The 19,248-nt window shown below is 73.9% G+C and carries 13 protein-coding genes; 10 read left to right on the top strand and 3 right to left on the bottom strand.

Annotation, left to right across the window (positions count from 1 at the left end; genetic code table 11):
* Positions 1-112: 112 nt before the first annotated feature.
* The 3 genes from AC067A_RS29485 to AC067A_RS29495 form a co-directional block, all read right to left on the bottom strand.
* Positions 113-1,372 (bottom strand): hypothetical protein, encoded by a 1,260-nt coding sequence (locus AC067A_RS29485; protein ID WP_479245545.1) that lies wholly within the window; start codon positions 1,370-1,372, stop codon positions 113-115.
* Positions 1,373-1,375: 3 nt separating this feature from the next.
* Positions 1,376-2,005 (bottom strand): RNA polymerase sigma factor, encoded by a 630-nt coding sequence (locus tag AC067A_RS29490; protein ID WP_479245546.1) that lies wholly within the window; start codon positions 2,003-2,005, stop codon positions 1,376-1,378.
* Between the two features lie 112 nt (positions 2,006-2,117).
* Positions 2,118-2,591 carry a hypothetical protein gene (locus AC067A_RS29495; protein WP_479245548.1) on the bottom strand — a complete coding sequence of 158 codons (474 nt, stop codon included), beginning with the start codon at positions 2,589-2,591 and terminating at the stop codon, positions 2,118-2,120.
* A 764-nt stretch (positions 2,592-3,355) separates the two neighbouring features.
* Here AC067A_RS29495 and AC067A_RS29500 point away from each other — a divergent pair.
* The 10 genes from AC067A_RS29500 (at position 3,356) to AC067A_RS29545 (ending at position 19,246) form a co-directional block, all read left to right on the top strand.
* Positions 3,356-4,834, top strand: coding sequence for a sugar transferase (locus AC067A_RS29500; RefSeq protein ID WP_479245549.1), 1,479 nt, complete (start codon positions 3,356-3,358; stop codon positions 4,832-4,834).
* A gap of 73 nt (positions 4,835-4,907) precedes the next feature.
* A complete protein-coding gene (locus AC067A_RS29505) occupies positions 4,908-6,224 on the top strand; it encodes a nucleotide sugar dehydrogenase (RefSeq protein WP_479245550.1) in 1,317 nt (438 codons plus the stop codon).
* Positions 6,214-7,473: a glycosyltransferase family 4 protein gene (locus tag AC067A_RS29510; protein WP_479245551.1), complete on the top strand. Its 1,260-nt coding sequence runs from the start codon at positions 6,214-6,216 to the stop codon at positions 7,471-7,473. The genes AC067A_RS29505 and AC067A_RS29510 overlap by 11 nt, the downstream gene beginning before the upstream one ends.
* Positions 7,470-8,861, top strand: a complete 1,392-nt coding sequence (locus AC067A_RS29515; RefSeq protein ID WP_479245553.1) for a Wzz/FepE/Etk N-terminal domain-containing protein — start codon at positions 7,470-7,472, stop codon at positions 8,859-8,861. The genes AC067A_RS29510 and AC067A_RS29515 overlap by 4 nt, the downstream gene beginning before the upstream one ends.
* Positions 8,858-10,378 carry a Wzz/FepE/Etk N-terminal domain-containing protein gene (locus tag AC067A_RS29520; protein WP_479245555.1) on the top strand — a complete coding sequence of 507 codons (1,521 nt, stop codon included), beginning with the start codon at positions 8,858-8,860 and terminating at the stop codon, positions 10,376-10,378. Before AC067A_RS29515 ends, AC067A_RS29520 begins: the two co-directional genes overlap by 4 nt.
* A gap of 3 nt (positions 10,379-10,381) precedes the next feature.
* On the top strand, positions 10,382-12,316 hold the full coding sequence (gene asnB / locus AC067A_RS29525) for an asparagine synthase (glutamine-hydrolyzing) (RefSeq protein ID WP_479245557.1): 1,935 nt from the start codon (positions 10,382-10,384) through the stop codon (positions 12,314-12,316).
* Positions 12,317-12,332: 16 nt separating this feature from the next.
* Positions 12,333-14,516, top strand: a complete 2,184-nt coding sequence (locus AC067A_RS29530; protein ID WP_479245559.1) for a bi-domain-containing oxidoreductase — start codon at positions 12,333-12,335, stop codon at positions 14,514-14,516.
* Positions 14,513-16,489: an alginate lyase family protein gene (locus AC067A_RS29535; RefSeq protein WP_479245561.1), complete on the top strand. Its 1,977-nt coding sequence runs from the start codon at positions 14,513-14,515 to the stop codon at positions 16,487-16,489. Before AC067A_RS29530 ends, AC067A_RS29535 begins: the two co-directional genes overlap by 4 nt.
* A gap of 11 nt (positions 16,490-16,500) precedes the next feature.
* Positions 16,501-18,018 carry a right-handed parallel beta-helix repeat-containing protein gene (locus tag AC067A_RS29540; protein ID WP_479245562.1) on the top strand — a complete coding sequence of 506 codons (1,518 nt, stop codon included), beginning with the start codon at positions 16,501-16,503 and terminating at the stop codon, positions 18,016-18,018.
* Between the two features lies 1 nt (position 18,019).
* Positions 18,020-19,246, top strand: coding sequence for an O-antigen ligase domain-containing protein (locus tag AC067A_RS29545; RefSeq protein ID WP_479245564.1), 1,227 nt, complete (start codon positions 18,020-18,022; stop codon positions 19,244-19,246).
* Positions 19,247-19,248 lie beyond the last annotated feature (2 nt).

The following is a 19,248-nucleotide window of genomic DNA, read 5'->3' on the forward strand; positions in this document are numbered from 1 at the left end:
CACCGAAGCGGCGCGCGCGGCCGGCGCGGACTCACCCGTTGCGCGTGGCCGACGCGGCTCGCCCGTGGCGCGTGGCCAACGCGGCTCACCCGTTGCGCGGGGCCAACGCGGCTCACCCGTTGCGCGGGGCGGGCGGCGCCGTACGGGCCGCGGGGCCCCCGGGACCGGTCGCCGCCCGCCCGTTCGGGGAGTTGCCCGGGTCGGCCGGCGAACCGCCCCGACCGGTGACGTCCTTCGGCCGGGTGCCGGCGGAAGGGCTCTGGCCGAGCCGCTGATCGTGGCCGCAGTAGGCGGTCACACGGTCCTCGCCGCCGGCCGCGTCCACCAGCCGCTGCCAGGCGGCCGACGGCGGGGTCTCGCCGCCGCCCTTGCCCTTGCCCTTCCCTGGACCCTGCCCCTGCCCCTGCCCCTGGCCCTGGCCCGGACCCTGCTTGCCGTCCTTCTCGAAGGCGTGGCAGAGGGCCTCGCGGTAGCCGTCGGCGAGCGGCCCGTGGTGACCCTCCGGGTAGATGGGGGTGCTGGTCTCCGGCGGCCGGGGCGGCGTCGATCCGGTTTTGCCGGGAACACGCGTCGGGACGGGCAGGACGCCGGCGGGACGCGGTTCGGAACTCGGGGCGTGGCTGCCGGGCAGGTCGCCGAGGCCGCCGCCGGCGACCGCCACGCCCCCCAGCGTGGCGCTGGCGAACAGCGCGGCCACGGCCGTCTTGAGGGGCCGCCTCGAACGCCGCCGGCCAGCGGCCGGGGTCCAGTCGTCGCGGCGGCGCGTCTCCCGGGAGGCATGCAGGCCCGCGTCGCGGGCGGCCCGGAACGCGGCCAGGGCGTCCGCCTCGGCCGCCGCGGCCCGCGCCATCGGGTCCTCGCTGGGGGCCGGGACACCGCTCGCGGGCGGGACACCACTGGGGGCCGGGGCGCGGCCCGGCACGTCGTCCCCGGTCGGGGCCCCGGCGCCGCCGGGCTTCGGGGCGCGGCTCGACACGCCGTCTCCGATCTGGTTCGCGGCGCCGCCGGTCGCCGGGGCGCAGCTCGACACGCCGTCTCCCGTCGGCGCCACGGAGCCGCTCGGGGCCGGGGTGTCACTCGTCGCCGAGGCGCCGCCCGGCACGTCGTCTCCCGTCGGCGCCGCGGAGCCGCTGGGGGCCGGAGCGCCGCTCGGGGCCGAGGTGCCGCTCGGGGCCGAGGTGCCGCCCGGCACGTCGCCTCCGGTCGGGTTCGCGGCGCCGCCGGTCGCCGGGGCGCCGCTCCGCGCGCCGCGTCCGCCAGAGGCAGGGGCGGAGGGGGCGGGGCGGGCGGGGTCACCGGTGGGGGTGGCGGGGCCGCTGGGCGCGGCCCGCAGGGACCGCTGCAGCGCGTCGTACGCCTGGTCGTCGGACATCCGTCACCTCCCTCTCCCTTTGAGTTGTTTCGCCAGACGCCTCAATCCCCTGTGTGCGGCGGACCGTACCGCACCGGGACGTTTTCCGAGGACCCGGGCGGCGGTCGGTCCGTCGAGGCCGACGACGACCCGCAGGAGTACGGCCTCGGCCTGGTCGCGGGGCAGTCCGGCGACGAGGGCCAGCGCGTGCCGCGTCGACAGGGCGTCGAGGGCCTCGCCCGCCGCGTCGTCCGGGGCGGGGAGGTCGAGGACGTCCTGCTCGATCCCGGTGGGGCGGGGCCGCGACCGTACGCGCCGGAGGTGGTCGAGGGCCCGGTGGCGGGCGATGGTCGCGGTCCAGCCGCGGAAGCCCGCGCCGTCGCCGCGGAACCTGCCGAGGTCCCGGGCTATCTCCAGCCAGGCCTCGGAGGCGACGTCCTCGGCGTCCTCGCCGACGATGCCCCGCAGGTACCCGAGGAGCCCGGGGTGGACGATCCGGTAGGCCCGCGCGAAGGCGTCCTCGTCGCCGAGCCGGGCCCGTTCGACGGCCGCGCCGAGCTCCGCGTCGCGAGCCGCGCCGCGGGTCGCACCGGGCTCCGCGTCGCGATCCCCGCCGTGTGCCGCGGTGGGCGCGCTCTCCGTTCCCTCGCCCACCCGACCCTCTTCACGAACCGTACGCATGCGGACTCCGGGCCTCGCCGTGGAGCCGTAGGGCGTACATCCTGTCAGACGATCAACAGACCTGTGCGAACACCCTGTCGAACCGTCAGCGCTGCCCAGGAGCTTTCCCGGGTCTGCGGACCGGGCCGCGGCGACTGCGGGGCGACCGCCACCCGTGCAGGGTGAGGAAGTACGTCTGGAGCGACTCGCCGGGGCCTATCTCGAAGCGGTTCACGGTACGGCCGAGGGGGTTCCACACCCGGCCGTCCGGGGTCCTCACCCCGACGGGGTGGGCGAAGACGGACCGCAGCATGTGGCCCGGCGGCAGGTCCACCCAGACCGCCCCGACCTCCCGCACCAGGACCTCTCCGACGTACGCCCCGAGTCCCGTCAGCGGCCCGGCGACCTGCTCGCGGCCCGCCCCGCCCCTGCGCAGGCCGTCGATCAGGCGGTCCACCAGCCGCAGGCTCCCCGCCGAGTAGTCGAGCGGCAGCCTTCCCCGCGCGGCCACCCCGTCGACGAACTCGGACGCGTGCCGGCCCATGTCGGCCGCGCACAACGCCACGCACTCGCGGTCCATCGCTGACCACCCTTCCCCGTCGGAGCGGCGGGATTCGCCGGATGATCCAGCGGATCCGCCCCCGCGGACATCACGGGCGGGCGACGTGACGCTGGTCACATCGGCCGGTCGTGCGACCCTCGACCGCGTGCCGATGGCGTCGGTTTCCGGTCGGGCCCGCGCGGCCGCCGAAAGGGACGCGCGCGGGGGGCGGCGATCCGCGCATCGCGACGCCGGAGTGCCCCTCGGGCCCGCAACGGCGGCCTGCAAGCGCTGTCATCGACTGCGCGAGGAATGCGGAACGCGATCTTCAGTGATCGCCAACAAGCCCTGTTTCCATACCAGTTACTTGGCACTTCAACCAGGCCACGACAGGCCTGGGGATCAAGTCTCAAACCTTACGCACAAATTACACACACCCCCTCTCCAACCTCCTTTCCATGCTCTAGATTGACCATGCTTCAGCTGATCGGACACGAGGCGACCAAAATGATCTTTACGTCCGGCACTACGGAGAACCGGCAGTCGCACCCCCTGCGCCAGACGTAGGGGTGATCGATTCCTGAGCCCGCGAGGGGGCCTCGGGCGTGGGGAGCGCCCGGGGAATTCGACGGGCCCGTGCACTTTCGAGAGTCCGGCAGGGCGGGCAACTCTGCCGTCGTTCGGGCGAATTGTTCCATCGAGTCTGCGATAGACGGTTTTTCCGTACGCGGGAGGCGGGGGCCTTCCGGGCGGGGAGCCGTGTGGGGCGAACACGTCGAACCACTGGGGACCTGGGGGGTTCTGTGCGGCAAGGGGGAGTAGTCAGCCCGCTTCCGTCGGCGCGCGGGCGTCTGGCGGACGGGGAGATCAGCCGGGGCGCGAGCGACTGGGAGCAGCGCTACCGCCGTACGGTCATCGTCAGCGACACCGTGGCCACCGCGTTCGTCGTGGCGGCGATCGGCGAGTTCTTCGGGGCGCGGGACGCGGCCAACTGGCACGAGAAGTGGGGCATACTCGCGTTCGGCACCCAGCTGCTGGTGCTGGCGATGCTGGCGGTGAGCCGGGCGTGGGCACCGGCCGTACTCGGCCAGGGCGCCGAGGAGTTCCGCAGGCTGGGACGCTCCCTCTTCATGGCCACCGTGGTGCTGGCCCTCGGCGGCATAGCCCTGACCTCGCGCAACATCAAACTCTGGATCTTCGTCGCCATCCCGGCGATCGCGATCGTCACCATGACGACGCGCTACCTGCTGCGCCTCTGGCTGCACAAGCAGCGCAAAGAGGGACGCTGCCTGCGGCCGGTGCTCGCCGCCGGGAGCCCGGCCACCGTGCGCGACCTGATCAGCCGGACGCGGAAGTTCCCGCACCTCGGGTGGCGGGTGGACGCGGTGTGCACGGAGGAAGGCCTCGGGCCCGACGGCGACCAGCTGGACGGAGTGCCGGTCGTCGGCCGTCTGACGGACGTCGCCAACCACATCCGCCGCGACGGCTACCGCGTCGTCGCGATCACGCCGGACCCGCACTGGTCGCCCCACCGGCTGCAGCGGCTGGCCTGGAACCTGGAGGGCAGCGACGCCGAGATGGTCGTGGCCCCGGTGCTGATGGAGGTGGCCGGCCCGCGGCTGCACGTCGACGCGGTGCTCGGGATCCCGCTGCTGCGGGTCAGCATGCCGGCCTTCACCGGAGGCCGCCGGGCGGTCAAGGGGGTCGTCGACCGGCTGGGCGCGGCGGTCCTGCTGCTGCTGTTCGCGCCGCTGATGGTCGTCGTCGCGCTGCTCGTGATGGCCGAGAGCCGGGGCGGGGCGGTCTACCGCCAGCGCCGGGTCGGCAAGGACGGCCGCGAGTTCACCATCCTCAAGTTCCGCACCATGGTCGCCGGGGCCGACCGCGCGCGGGCCGAGCTGGCCGACCGCAACGAGGGCGCGGGCCTGCTGTTCAAGCTCCGCCGGGACCCGCGGGTGACCCGGGTGGGTGCGGTGCTGCGCCGGTACTCGATCGACGAGCTCCCGCAGCTCTTCAACGTCCTGACCGGATCGATGTCGCTCGTGGGCCCCCGGCCTCCGTTACCGGAGGAGTGCGCCGCCTACGGCCCGGACATCCGGCGGCGGCTGCTCGTCAAGCCCGGCCTCACCGGCCTGTGGCAGATCAGCGGACGCAGCGACCTGCCGTGGGAGGAGGCCGTCCGGCTCGACCTGCGGTACGTGGAGGACTGGTCGCTCGCGTTGGACACGGTGATCCTGTGGAAGACGCTCCGCGCCGTGCTGTACGGGCAGGGGGCCTACTGATGCGCGGAGTTCGTGGTGGGGCCGGCTCGTGGACGGCAGGCCGTGAGGGCCTGCCCGGGGGGAGGAACGGGGCATGAAGGTCAGCGTTTTCGGGCTCGGCTACGTGGGCTGCGTGTCGGCCGCGTGCCTGGCCAGCATGGGCCACGAGGTCATCGGGGTGGACGTCAACCGGGTGAAGGTCGACCTGGTCAACGACGGCAAGGCCCCGGTGGTCGAGGAGGGGATCGGCGAGCTCGTCGCCGAGGTCGTGCGGAGCGGGGCCTTACGCGCCACCGACGACGTCCGTGAGGCGATCATGGACAGCGAGGTGTCGCTGATCTGCGTGGGCACGCCGTCGGAGCCCAACGGCAGCCTGTGCACCACGTACCTGGAGCGGGTGACCGAGGAGATCGGCTCCGCACTGGCCGAGCGCGGCGGGCGGCACACCGTCGTGTTCCGCAGCACCATGCTCCCGGGCACCTGCCTGAACCTGCTGGTGCCGATCCTGGAGAAGTTCGTCGGCGGCACGGCCGGGGTGGACGTCGGGGTGGCGGTCAACCCGGAGTTCCTGCGCGAGGGCACGAGCGTGCGGGACTTCTTCGACCCGCCCAAGACGGTCATCGGCGAGCTCGACGCGGGCAGCGGCGACGTGGTGGCCTCGTTGTACGAGGGCCTGCCCGGCGAGGTGTTCCGGGTACCGGTCCCGACGGCCGAGGCGATCAAGTACGCGGACAACGCGTTCCACGGTCTCAAGATCGGCTTCGCGAACGAGCTGGGCGCCGTCTGCCAGGCGCTCGGCGTGGACTCGCACCAGGTGATGGACGTCTTCCTGGCCGACCGCAAGCTGAACATCAGCCCCGCCTATCTGCGGCCCGGCTTCGCCTTCGGCGGCTCCTGCCTGCCCAAGGACCTGCGCAGCCTGGTGCACGCGGCACAGCGGGCCGACGTCTCGGTGCCGATCCTCGCCCACGTGCTGGCCTCCAACGCCGACCACCTCCAGCGCGCGGTGGAGCTGGTCGAGCGCACCGGCAAGCGCCGGGTGGGCCTGTTCGGGCTGTCCTTCAAACCCGGCACCGACGACCTCCGCGAGAGTCCGCTCGTCGAGCTGGCGGAGAGGCTGTTCGGCAAGGGGTACGACCTGCGGATCCACGACGCCAACGTGAGCCTGTCCCGGCTGATCGGCGCGAACCGCGAGTACATCGAGACGCGGCTGCCGCACCTCGCGCAGCTGCTCGCCGACTCCGTCGACGACGTGCTCGAGCACGCCGAGGTGTGCCTGGTGGGGACCAGGGATCCGGCCGTGCTGTCGGCGCTGCCCCACGGGGACGGCCCGGTGATCATCGATCTCATCCATCTCCCCGACGCGGACGCGCGCCGGGCCGAACCTGGGTACGTGGGCCTTGCTTGGTGAAGAGACCAGTGGTGACCGGCCCGGCCGGCGCGCGCTGATCCTGGTGGAGAACCTGTCGGTGCCGTTCGACCGGCGGGTGTGGCAGGAATGCACGACGCTGCGCGACGCGGGCTGGGAGGTCCACGTCATCTGTCCGAAGGGCAGCAAGCGGGACACGGAGTCGGAGGTCGAGATCGACGGGGTGCGGATCCACCGCTACCCGTTGCGCGCGGCCACCGGAGGTCCGGCCGGCTATCTGCGGGAGTACGGCTCGGCGTTGTGGCACACCCTCCGGCTGGCCCGGAAGGTCGGCCCGGTCGACGTGGTGCACGCCTGCAACCCGCCGGACCTGCTGTTCCTGCCGGCGCTCCGGATGAAGCGGCAGGGGGCGCGGTTCGTCTTCGACCAGCACGACCTGGTGCCCGAGCTGTACCTCTCCCGGTTCGACCGCGGCGAGGACCTGCTCTACCGCGCCGTGTGCGCGCTGGAGCGGCGGACCTACCGGGCCGCGGACGTCGTGCTCGCCACGAACGAGAGCTACCGGGACGTCGCGGTGCGCCGGGGCGGCCGACGGCCCGAGGACGTGTTCGTGGTGCGCAGCGCGCCCGACATCGAGCGGTTCCACCCGGTGCCTCCCGAGCCGGAGTTGAAGCGCGGCAAGCCCCATCTGCTGTGCTACCTCGGTGTCATGGGCCCGCAGGACGGCGTCGACTACGCGCTGCGGGCGCTGGCGAAGCTGCGCGACGAGGTCGGACGGAGCGACTGGCACGCGGTGTTCGTCGGCGGCGGCGACACCTTCGACGCGATGGTGGAGCTGTCCCGGCGGCTCGGCCTCTCGGACCAGGTGCAGTTCACCGGGCGCGTTCCGGACGCCGATCTGGTGCGCTACCTGTCCACGGCGGACGTGTGCCTCTCCCCCGACCCGCACAACCCGCTCAACGACGTGTCGACGATGAACAAGGTCCTCGAGTACATGGTGATGGGCCGGCCCATCGTGTCGTTCGACCTCCGGGAGGCGCGGGTCTCCGCCGGCGACGCCGCCGTGTACGCGCCCGCCAACGACGAGGCCGAGTTCGCCAAGCTCATCGCACTGCTCCTCGACGATCCGGAGCAGCGGGCCCGGATGGGCGAGATCGGCCGGGAGCGGATCAGCGGGCCGCTCTCCTGGCGGAACTCCCAGCGGTCACTGCTCGCCGCCTACGCCGCCGCCTGCCGTGACCGCGCCGCGGCGGCCGACCCGGACGAGGCAGGGACGAGGCCTCGTCGTTGAGCGATGACACCATACGCCTGGTCACGATCGGGCGGATCATCCGTCGGCGCCGACGGCTCCTCACCCTCCTCGTCCTGGTGGGCGCGCTCGTCGGCTACGGCACCTCGCAGCTGCTTCCCCCGCGCTACACGACGTCGGCATCGGTGCTGCTGCCGGGCGCGTGGGAGGAGCGCGAGCTGCTGACGCAGGCGGAGATCGCGACCAGTTCGGTGGTGGTCGACCGTGCCGCCACCACCCTCGGCTGGGCCGGTGTCGACGGCCGCGAGCTGCGGGAACGGGTGAGTGCCAAGGTCGCCGACGGGAACATCATCAAGATCTCCGGCACCGCCGAGACCCCGGAGCGCGCGCAGCGGCTCGCCGACCAGGTGGCCGTGCAGTTCGTCGGCTTCGCCACCCGGATCGTGGGCGACGACACCGACCCCGAGGCGGCGGCGCGGCTCGAGACGCTGCGGCAGTCGGTCGTGCAGACCAACCGCCGCATCACCGAGCTGGCCGACGCGGCCGATCCGGGGCGGACCGTGGAGAGCGTGCAGACCCGCACCGAGCTGGAGAAGCTGCGCACCGCGCTGCGGGAGGCCATCGACAAGCTGGACCAGGTCGACCCGGCGTCCGGCAGGTCCCACAAGGCCAACATGGTGGTCATGGGCCCGGCGGCCCGGCCGGCCGGCGAGGCGCCGCCGACGAGGACGCAGCTCGTCGCCGGCGGGGCGGTGCTGTCGTTCCTGCTGACGGTCGTCGGCCACCTCACCGCGGCGCGGATGAGCCGCCGGCTGCGGGGCGAGGCCGAGATCGCCGCGGCACTGGGCTCGGTGCTCCTCGGCACCGTCGACGTGCCCGGTGAGCGGCACGCGCACCGGGCGGAGGGCCGTGGCCCGCGGTCGTGGCTGCGCAGGCTGCTCGGCGTCGACACCCGGTGGGACATGCCGGCGCCGCGTACGGCCGGCGACGAGGCCAGCCGGCGGATCCGCTACCGGCGGCTGTACGCCCGCCTCCGGGACCGGCTGCCGGCCGGCCGGCGGCTGCTGGTGGTCGTCCCGGACGGCGACCGGATCGCGCTCCGGGCCGCCGGGCAGCTCGTCTCCGAGACCAAGGGCGATCCGGCCGGCGGCGCTGCCGCGCTGCGGGTGGTGGAGGTGTCGATGTCCCAGCCGCTGGTGCCGGACCACGGCGACGAGTCCGGTGCGCTGGTCGTGCTCAGCGCGGGCAGCTGGACCTCGGCGGAGCTCTCCGGCATCGCCGAGGCGTGCGCGGACGCCGGGCACGAGGTCGTCGGCGTCGTCCTCGCCGGCACGGTCTCGGAGCGCGCCGCGCGGTCGGCGGAGCCCCACCGGCCCGCCGCGGCGGCGGAGTTCGCCGCTGCGGGCGGCGGAGCGGGAGGCACGGAGTGACGACACGTACGACACCGGAGCCGTCCGCCGCCGCTCCGCTCCTCGACCTGCAGGCGCTGGTGGTCGCGGTGCGCAGGCGGCGGCGCCTCTGGGGTTCCCTGGCGCTCCTCGGGCTGCTCGCCGGCGCGGCGCTCGCGGTCCTGCTGCCGCCGCCGCCCACGGCGGTGACCAAGGTGCTGGTCGCGCATCAGGAGGACCAGCCGAACGACCCCGGGACGCTGATCCGCACCGATGTGGCGCTGCTGCAGACGACGCGGATCGCCGACCAGGCCCTGCGGGCCCTCAAGTCCCCGGTGAAGCCGGAGGACTTCATGAAGGACTACGCGGGGACCGGCCTGACGAACAACCTGCTGCAGATCGACGTGTCGGGTGAGAGCGACGCGGAGGCGGTGGCGCGCGCCGGGGCGCTGGCCGACGCGTTCGTCGCGGACCACGTGCGGCGGATACGGGAGGCCGCGGACGCCGAGGCCAAGGCCCTGCTCGACCAGCGCGACCGGATGCGGGAGGAACTCGCCCAGGTCAACACGACGATCGGGGGCGCGTCGGCGCAGGACGGGCCGAAGGTGTCGGCGGACCTGGAGTCGCTGTTCGCCCGCCGGGCCGAACTGACCTCGCGCATCGCGGACTTCGACCAGCGGGCCGCGGAGGCACGGATCGGGACGCCCCGGCTCATCGCCGGTACGCAGATCGTGGACGCCCCGCGCCCGGTGCGGCCCTCCCTGGCCAGGACCGCCGCCACCCAGGCGGGGCTCGGGCTGGTCCTCGGGCTGGTCCTCGGGCTGGCGGTGGCCGCGGTCGGCACGGTGGTGGCGGACCGTCCCGTGCTGCGCCGGGACATCGCGGCGAACCTCGGCGCCTCGGTCGTCGCGGAGCTGCCGCACCGGTCGGCCGGGCCGTGGCGTCGCCGACGTGCCCGGGCGGCACGGATGCGGCTCGCCGCGTCGCTGGCCCGTACCGTACGCGCCTCGGCGGAACCGGTGTCGCTGCTCGAACTGGGCTGCGAGCGCGGTGCGGGCGAGCTCGCTCTGGACCTCGCCCGGGTGCTGGCGGCGGACGGGCCGCTGACCGTCGTCGACGGTCTGCCGGGCCGGCGGCTCGCGGACCGCCGCCCGGCGCCGGGAGACCCGGCCGTTGTCGGCGGCGAGCGGGCCGCGACCGTGTCGCGTCAGGAGCGCCTGCTCGGCGTCGGCTCGGTGGCGCCCGGTGCGGCGTGGACGGACCTCCGGTACCTCGGCACGCGGACCGTGCTCGTCGTGCGTGCCGGACACGGCAGTGCCGCGTGGCTGCACACGGTGGCGCGGCAGCTCGCGGACCAGCACATCCCGGTGCTCGGTGTGGTGCTGGTCGACCCCGATCCGGGTGACCGGACCGACGGCACGCTGTGGGACGGGGCACCGGCCGCGCCGGGCGACCGGGACGGGAGGCCGCCCCGGCGGAACGGGACGGAGCGGCGGCGGGCGGAACGGCTGCCGATGTGGGCGGCACGGGGATCGGACAGCGACCAGGAGGGTCGGTAAGACATGTGTGGCATCGCAGGCACGTACCGATGGCCGGACGGGAAGGTCGTGGCCGACCGGCTCACCGACACCCTCGCCCACCGCGGTCCGGACGCGGCGGGCCGGTACGGCCATCCCGTCGGTGACGGCGAGGTGCAGCTGGGGCACCGGCGGCTGTCCATCGTCGACCTGTCCGAGACGGGCGCCCAGCCGATGGTCTCGGGCGGCCTCGTCCTGACGTACAACGGCGAGCTGTACAACGCGCCGGAGCTGCGCGCCGAACTGGCGGCCGCCGGGGTGCGGTTCCGCGGCACCTCCGACACCGAGGTGGTACTCGAGGCCTGGCGGCGCTGGGGCACGGACTGCCTGCCCCGGCTGCGCGGCATGTTCGCGTTCGGGATCTTCGACGAGCGGACCGGCGAGCTGGTGCTCGCGCGTGACCAGCTGGGCATCAAGCCGCTGTTCCTGCTCCGGCGGGGCGGGGGGCTGGTGTTCGCCTCCGAGCTCAAGGCGCTCGCCGCCGTGACCGGCGGGAAGCTGGAGGTGGACCACGCGGCGCTGGTGGCCTCGCTCCTCTACTACTGGGTGCCGGACTCGCGGTGCGCGTTCCGCGAGGCGGAGAAGCTGCCGCCGGGGAGCTGGCTCCGCTGCCGGCCCGACGGCCGGGTGGACCGCGGCCGGTTCTGGAACCTGAAGGACGTGGCCGCCGAGGGGCAGGAGCGGGCCCGGAGCGGTGAGCTGCCGGACCTGGCCGCCGTCGTCGCGGAGTCGACCCGGCGTCACCTGCTCGCCGACGTGCCCGTGGCGACGTTCCTCTCGGGCGGTCTGGACTCCAGCTATCTGACCGCGCTGGCGGCCCGCGACCGGCCGGGGATCTCGGCCTACACGATCGGGTTCCGGGCCGAGGACGCCCGCTTCGAGGCGATGCCGGACGACCTGCGCTACGCCCGGCAGGTGGCCGAGCGGTTCGGCGTGGACCTGCACGAGATCGAGATCGCCCCGGACGTGCTCGACCTGCTGCCGCGGATGACGTACCACCTGGACGAGCCGATCGGCGACCCCGCCGCGATCAACACGTTCCTGATCTGCTCGGCGGCCCGGGAGGCCGGGGTCAAGGTGATGCTCTCGGGGATGGGCGCCGACGAGCTGTTCGCCGGCTACCGCAAGCACCTGGCGAACCTGCTGGCGCTGCGCTACCAGCGCGTGCCGCGGCCGGTGCGGCGGGGGCTGTCCCGGGCCGTGGACCGGCTGCCGGTCGCCTCGGCCCGCCGCGGGTACCGGTCGGTGCGGTTCGCGAAGCGGTTCCTCTCCTTCGCGGACCTGCCGGAGGAGACCGCGTTCCGGCGCAGCTACACCATGTACGACCGGGAGGAGCTGCTGGCCCTGGTCGATCCGGACCTGGCCGGCACGGTCGACGACGTGCTGACCGAGCACGCGGACGTCTACCGGGACAACGAGCTCGACGACTTCGTCAACCGCATGTGCCTGGGTGACGCCCGGATGTTCCTGCCGGGCCTGAACCTCGCGTACACGGACCGGGCGAGCATGGCCGCGTCGACCGAGGTGCGGGTGCCGTACGTGGACGTCGAGGTGGTGAAGGCGGCGTTCGTCGTGCCCGGCGACCGCAAGATCGTCGGCCGGCAGGGCAAGGCCGTCCTCAAGGAGGCGGCCGCCTCGGTCCTGCCCCGGGAGATCGTGTACCGGCCCAAGGGCCTGTTCAGCGCCCCGCTGCGGGCCTGGATGAGCCGGGACCTGGCGCCGCTGGTGCGGGAGGTGGTGCACGACGGCGTGCTGGTCGGCTCCGGGCTGCTGCGCCGCGACGCGCTGGCGCGCATGGTCGCCGAGGACGCCGCCGGACACCGGGACTACTCCAAGCATCTGTGGCATGTGCTGACCCTCGAGTACTGGTACCGCGGCGCGACCGCCGGGTCCGGCCAGGACTCCCCCTCGACGGCGTAGAGACAAGAGGACATCGGTGAAACAGGTCGTGCAGAACTACAAGAGCGGCGAGCTGACGGTGCTCGACGTGCCGGTGCCGGGGTGCAAGCCGGGCGGTGTGCTGGTGCGGACCGCCTACTCGCTGATCTCCACCGGCACCGAGCTCATGAAGGTGTCCGAGGCCGGCATGTCGATGCTGGGCAAGGCCCGTTCCCGGCCGGACCAGGTGGCCAAGGTCGTGCAGAGCGTCGCGACCAACGGGGCGCCCGCGACGTACCGCAAGGTGATGGGCAAGCTGGACTCGTACACGCCGCTCGGCTACTCGCTCTGCGGGGTCGTCGAGCAGGTCGGCGCGGGGATCGACGACGTGAAGGTCGGCGACGTCGTGGCCTGCGCCGGCAACGAGCACGCGTTGCACGCCGAGCTGAACTGGGTGCCGAAGAACCTCTACACCCCGGTGCCGGACGGTGTCGCGCCGCGGCACGCGGCCTTCGGCACGGTCGGCTCGATCGCGTTGCAGGGCGTCCGCCAGGGCGAGCCGCAGCTCGGCGAGGTGGCGCTGGTGATCGGCCTCGGGCTGATCGGGCAGCTGGTGGTGCAGCTCCTGGTCGCCTCGGGCGTCCGTGTCGTCGGCGTCGACCCCGATCCGGGGCGCTGCGAGCTCGCGGAGCGGCTGGGCGCGGACGTGTGCGGCGATCCCTCCTCCGCGGCCGTGGAGGCCTCGGTCGCCGAACTCACCGGCGGGCACGGCGTGGACCAGGTGTACCTGGCGGCGGGCGGCGCGAGCAACCAGCCGGTCGAGCTGGCCGCCAAGCTGAGCCGGGACCGCGGCCGGGTCGTCGACATCGGCAAGTGCCGCCTGGACCTGCCGTGGAACGCGTACTACGAGAAGGAGCTCGACGTCCGGTTCTCCCGCTCGTACGGTCCCGGGCGCTACGACCCGGAGTACGAACTCGCGGGGCGGGACTACCCCATCGGTTACGTCCGCTGGACCGAGCGCCGCAACCTGGCGTGCTTCCTCGACCTCCTGGCCCGCGGCAGCGTCGACGTGGAGCCGCTGGTGTCCCACGTCGCCGACTTCGAGGACGCCGTCGAGACGTACCAGTCGCTGAAGGACGGCTCGTTGAAGGCCGTGGCCGTGCTGTTCCGGTACCCCGGTGAGACGGACGGGGCGAAGGCCGAGGTGGCGGCGCCGGTGGTGGCCGTGCCCTCGGTGGAGGCCGGGCGGCGTCCGGTCCGGGCCGCCGGGACGCCCGTGCGGCTGGCGTTCGTCGGCGCGGGCAACTACGCGACGTCGATGCTGCTGCCGCACCTGGCGCGGCGCGAGGGCGTCGAGCTGTCCACGGTCGTCACCACGACGGCGCTGTCCGCGGCGAACGCGCGGCGCAAGTTCGGTTTCGCGCAGGCGACCACCGATCTCGACGCCGTCCTGGACGACCCGTCCGTCGACGCGGTGTTCGTGGTCACCCGGCACAGCTCCCACGCCGAGCTGACCCGGCGGGCGCTCCTCGCCGGCAAGGCGGTGTTCGTGGAGAAGCCGCTGGCACTCACCGAGGACGAGCTGGCGGGTGTGCTCGCGGCGGTGGAGAAGTCCGGCAACGACCGGTTGCAGGTGGGCTTCAACCGCCGGTTCTCCCCGCTCCTGCAGGAGGCCAGGCGGCGGTTCGGCGCCCGGACCGGTCCGGCGAGCCTGCGCTACCTGGTCAACGCGGGCCGCCTCGACCACGGCAGCTGGTACCTCCGCCAGGACAGCGAGGGCTCCCGGTTCGCCGGCGAGGGCGGGCACTTCATCGACACGGCGAGCTGGCTGCTCGGCGCCGACCCGGTCTCGGTGTACGCGCTCACCACCCCCGGCAACGAGGACCTGCAGGTCGTGCTGCGGTACCCGGACGGGTCCACCGCCACCATCAGCTACGTCACCACCGGCGCGTCCGCCTTCCCGAAGGAGACGCTGGACCTCGTCGCGGACGGCAAGGTGCTGAAGCTCGACGACTTCGTCCGCGCCTCGGTGTACGGCCCCGAGCGGTGGGTCAGTTCCCGGCTGCCGAAGGCCCGGGACAAGGGCCAGAACGCCGAGCTGGCCGCGTTCGTCAAGGCCGTGCGGACCGGCGGCCCGATGCCGGTGCCGCTGGAGTCCCTCGTCGCCACCACGGCCGCCACGCTGGCGGTGCGCACGGGCCTGGCGAGCGGCCTGCCGGTGACGCTGGCGGGGGCGCGATGACGGTGAAGTCGGGGAGTCCGGGCTGGTACCTGCGGCGGCTGTCCCGGATGGGGCCGCGGGAGGTCGGCGGCCGGGTGGGCGACGCGGTGCGCAGGCGGCGGTGGCGGTCGGCGCGGCCGGACTGCCCGCGCGTGACCGGCGCCCGGTTCACCGCCGTACTGCCCGCGGGGACGATCGCCGGGTTGCCCCCGGACGCGGCGAAGCGGCTCGTCGCCGAGGCGGACCGGCTGATGGCGGGCCACGCCGAGTTCTTCGGCGTGGCCCGCGACGACCTGGCCGACCCGGACTGGTGGTACGACCCGAAGACCGGGCGGCGGGCTCCGTGGGGCTACGCCTTCGACGTGCCCTACCGCGACGAGGAGGCGGTCGGGGACGTCAAGCAGATCTGGGAGCTGTCCCGGCACCAGTACCTGACCGTGCTCGCCGCCGCCTACGCGGTCACCGGGGACGAGCGGTACGCCGAGCGCGTGGACGCGCACCTGCGGTCGTGGTGGGCGGCCAACGCCCCGCTGCGCGGGGTGCACTGGACGAGCGGCATCGAGCTGGGGATCCGGCTCCTGTCCTGGGTCTGGGTCCGCCGGCTGCTCGACGGCTGGCCGGGCGCGGCCGGGCTGTTCGAGGACAATCCGGTGGCGCTCCGTCAGATCTGGCACCACCAGCGCTGGCTGGCCGCGTTCCCGAGCCGGGGGTCGTCGGCGAACAACCACGTCATCGCCGAGGCGGCCGGACAGTTCGCCGCGGCCTGCGCGTTCGGCTGGTTCCCCGGCTCGGCGCGCTGGCGGGACGACGCGCTGAGCTCCCTGGAGCGGCATCTGCGGAGCAACACGTTCGGTTCCGGCCTCAACCGCGAACTGGCCAGTGAGTACCACGGGCTCGTCCTCGAACTCGGCCTGGCCGCGCTGGCCGAGGCGGACGCGGCGGGCGTGCCGGTCCCCGCGTCGGTCCGGCTGGTGCTGCTGCGGATGACGGACGCGCTCGCGGCCGTCGTGGACGACCGGCTGCGGCCGCCGCGCCAGGGGGACTCGGACGACGGGCACGGTCTGGTCGTGGACGGCGCGGGCACCGACCGCTGGGGTTCGCTGCTCGCCACCGGGGACGCCGTGTTCGGCCGGCTCTCCTGGTGGCCCGCGGTGACCGGCACCGACGTGCGCACCGGGCTGCTCGCCGCGTTCGTCCGGCCGTACGCGAAGGACGGGGCCGGTCGTTCCGTGGCCCGTCCGGCGAGCCGGCCGGCGCACTTCGCCGACGCGGGCATGACCATCCTGCGCGGCCCGGACGGGATCTGGTGCCGCTGCGACGCCGGTCCGCACGGCTTCCTGTCCATCGCCGCGCACGCGCACGCGGACGCGCTGTCGGTGGAGGTCCGGCACGACGGGGTCGACGTGCTCGCCGACCCGGGGACGTTCTGCTACCACGGGCAGCCCGAGTGGCGGCAGTACTTCCGGTCGACGCTCGGCCACAACACGCTGCGCCTGGACGGCACCGACCAGTCCGTCTCCGGGGGCCCGTTCCTGTGGACCCGGCACGCCCGCACCCGCGTCCTGGTCGCGGACGCGTCCGGCTCCTCCGACGGGGGGACGGCCCGCTGGTCCGCCGAGCACGACGGGTACCGGCCCTCGGTGCACCGCCGACGGGTGGAGCTGACGGCCGGGAGCCGGGAGCTGAGGGTGGTCGACGAGGTGAGCGGCCCGCGCCGGGAGGTGCAGCTGGCGTTCCACCTCGGTCCGGCGATCGCCGCCGATCTGGTGGGGGATCGTGCGGTGCTGACCTGGACCCGCGACGGCGAGGAGCGCTCCGCGGCGCTCGACCTGCCCGGGCGGCTGTCCTGGCGGGCCCATCGCGGCGAGAGCGACCCGCCGCTCGGCTGGTACTCGGCCGGTTTCGGGCGCAAGGAGCCCGCCACCACCCTCGTCGGCACCGGTTTCAGCGACGGCGCCGAGGGGTTCACGACCGTGCTCAGGTTCCACGGCTAGTGGGGGGACGCTTGGGGATCAGGTGGCGGCGGGTGCTGCCGGCGGCACCGCTGGCGCTGGCCCTGCTGGCGGCGGCCGGCTGCGACGGCGCGCCGGCCGCGCGGCCGAAGCCGGCCGCCGCGCCGGCCACGTCCGTGGCCCGGGTGTGCGACGCGCCCGCGGCCGGGCCGGCGAAGGCGCCGGCGGGCGCGGTGACGGTCGATCCCTCGGTGGTCGGCGACCTGGCCGCGAAGACCGAGAGCAGCCCCCCGGGCACCACGTTCTGGCTGCGGCCGGGCAGGCACCTGCTCGAACCGGACGAGTACGCCCAGGTCGTGCCGAAGGAGGGGAACCGCTACCTCGGCGCGCCCGGCGCCGTGCTCGACGGCCGGAGGACCAACCAGTACGCGTTCGGCGGCACCGCCGTCGGCGTCGCCATCCGTCACCTGACCGTGCGGGGTTTCGTCGCGCCGCACGACGAGGGCGTGGTGAACCACGACATGGCCGACGGGTGGGTGATCGAGCACGCCACGATCCAGGACAACTCCGGCGCCGGGCTGATGGCCGGGGCCCGCCAGCGGGTCCGCGCCAGCTGCCTGCGCCGCAACGGGCAGTACGGGATGAACGCCTACAAGACCGGCGACTCCATCCGGGGCCTGGTGGTCGAGGGCAACGAGATCACCGGCAACAACACCGACGACTGGGAGCGGCGGCGGCCGGGCTGCGGCTGCACCGGCGGCGTCAAGTTCTGGGCCGTCGACGGCGCCGACATCCGCGGCAACTGGGTGCACGACAACCGCGGGGCCGGGCTCTGGGCCGACAACAACAACAACGACTTCCGCATCGAGGGCAACGTCCTGGAGGCCAACGACGGAGCCGCGCTGATCTACGAGACCAGTTACAACGCGGTCGTCCGGGGCAACACGATCCGGCGCAACAACTGGGTCGAGGGCCGCCGGTACGCCGACGAGGGCGACGACTTCCCGTACGCGACGGTGTACGTCTCCGAGTCCGGCGGCGAACCGCGGCTCCGGGCCCGCACGGACAGGATCGAGATCCACGGGAACCTGCTGGAGGACAACTGGTCCGGGATCACCCTGTGGGAGAACGCCGACCGGTTCTGCAACAGCCCGGCCAACACCTCCACGGGCTATTGCACGCCGCTGGTGAAGGACACCGCCCGCTGCGCGCGGCCGGCGATCGCCGCCGCGCCGCTCCTCGCCGACTGCCGGTGGCGGACGCGGCGGGTGGACATCCACGACAACAGCTTCGTCCTCGACAAGTCCGTCGTCGACTGCACGGCGTGGTGTGACCGGATGGCGGTGCTGGCCAACGAGGGCACCTCGCCGGACTGGTCGCCGTACCTGGGCGGGCGGGTGGCCGAGGCCGTCACGCACGGGCAGGACAACCGCTGGCACGACAACGTCTACGTCGGCTCGTGGACGTTCGTCGCCCACGACCCGGGCCGGGTACTCGACGTCCGGCGGTGGCAGGCCGCGCCGTACCGGCAGGACGCGGGCAGCACCTTCCGCGCGCGGGAGGGTGGTTGAGATGGCCGCCGACCACACGTCGAGGATCGTCGGGACGGTCTGGGGGCTGCTCGTCCTCAACACGCTCGGCTCCGCCGGGGCGAAGACCGTCTTCACCATCCCCCGCTCCCTCATCCAGATGGTCACCATGGGCGCGCTGGTCGCCGCGTTCGCGCTGGCGCTCCTGGTCAACCTCCGGCTGCGCATCCGGGCCAGCGCGTTCGTGTTCCTGCTCACCCTGCTGGTGGCGGTGAGCGTGATCGCCAGCGTGCACCTGGAGTCCGGGTTCGGCGCGCTGTTCCGCTGCGCCCGGCTGGCCGTCTTCGTCGCCACGCTGTGGCTGCTCAGCCGCTGGTGGGACGGCGGCCTGACCTTCGTGCGCCATCACATCCGGCTGTACTTCGCGGTCCTCGTCCTGGTGGCGGCCGGCCTGGCCGCCGCGCCGGGCACGGCGATGCCGGAGTACTACGGCGGGCGGCTCGTGGGCGCGCTGTGGCCGCTCACCCCGCCGCAGATCGGCCAGTACTGCGCGGTCGTCATCGGGCTCACCGTGCTGCTGCTCCTGGGCCGGCGGACCACCGGGGCGGGCGCGGCGGTGATCATCGTGCCGGCGCTCGCCCTGCTCGCTCTGACCCACACCCGGACGGCGACGCTCGGCCTGCTCATCGGTCTGGTGCTGGCCATCGGCTCGCTCGTGCTGACCAGCGCCGCCGCCCGCCGCTTCTTCGCCTGGGCGGTGCTGTGCGCCACGGTGGCCGCGGTGGTGTTCAGCTCCGCGCTGCAGGCCTGGTTCCTGCGCGGGCAGAGCCAGGAGAACTTCGCCAACCTCACCGGCCGGGCCAAGGTGTGGGACGCCCTGCTCGCGGAGCCCCGGACGACCGGCGAGACGGTGTTCGGCACGGGTCTGGGCGACAAGTCGTTCGGCGGGCTGCCGATCGACAACAGCTGGCTGGCGGTCTACCACGAGCAGGGGCTGGTCGGCGTCGCCCTCGTGGCGGCGATCGTCATCGTGCTGGGCGCCGTGGCGCTGCTGCGGCCGCCGTCCCTGTCGAGGGCCTGCGCGATCTTCCTCATCAGCTACTGCGGGCTCTCCTCGTACACCGAGGTCGGCCTCGGCGACGCCTCGGCGTACCTGCTGCATCTGACCCTGGCCGCCTCGCTGCTGGTGCCGCCCGCCGCGGCCCCGGCCGCGCCCCTGCCGGCGGTCGAAGTTTCCCCACGACGTGTCCCCCGATGGGCCAGGAGGTGACC

It is taken from the genome of Streptomyces sp. NPDC043176, from assembly GCF_056436715.1.

Coding starts and splice junctions, on each gene's coding strand:
- AC067A_RS29505 (WP_479245550.1), top strand. CDS start 4,908: ATGAAGGTCAGCGTTTTCGGGCTCGGCTACGTGGGCTGCGTGTCGGCC.
- asnB (WP_479245557.1), top strand. CDS start 10,382: ATGTGTGGCATCGCAGGCACGTACCGATGGCCGGACGGGAAGGTCGTG.
- AC067A_RS29485 (WP_479245545.1), bottom strand. CDS start 1,372: ATGTCCGACGACCAGGCGTACGACGCGCTGCAGCGGTCCCTGCGGGCC.
- AC067A_RS29495 (WP_479245548.1), bottom strand. CDS start 2,591: ATGGACCGCGAGTGCGTGGCGTTGTGCGCGGCCGACATGGGCCGGCAC.
- AC067A_RS29535 (WP_479245561.1), top strand. CDS start 14,513: ATGACGGTGAAGTCGGGGAGTCCGGGCTGGTACCTGCGGCGGCTGTCC.
- AC067A_RS29545 (WP_479245564.1), top strand. CDS start 18,020: ATGGCCGCCGACCACACGTCGAGGATCGTCGGGACGGTCTGGGGGCTG.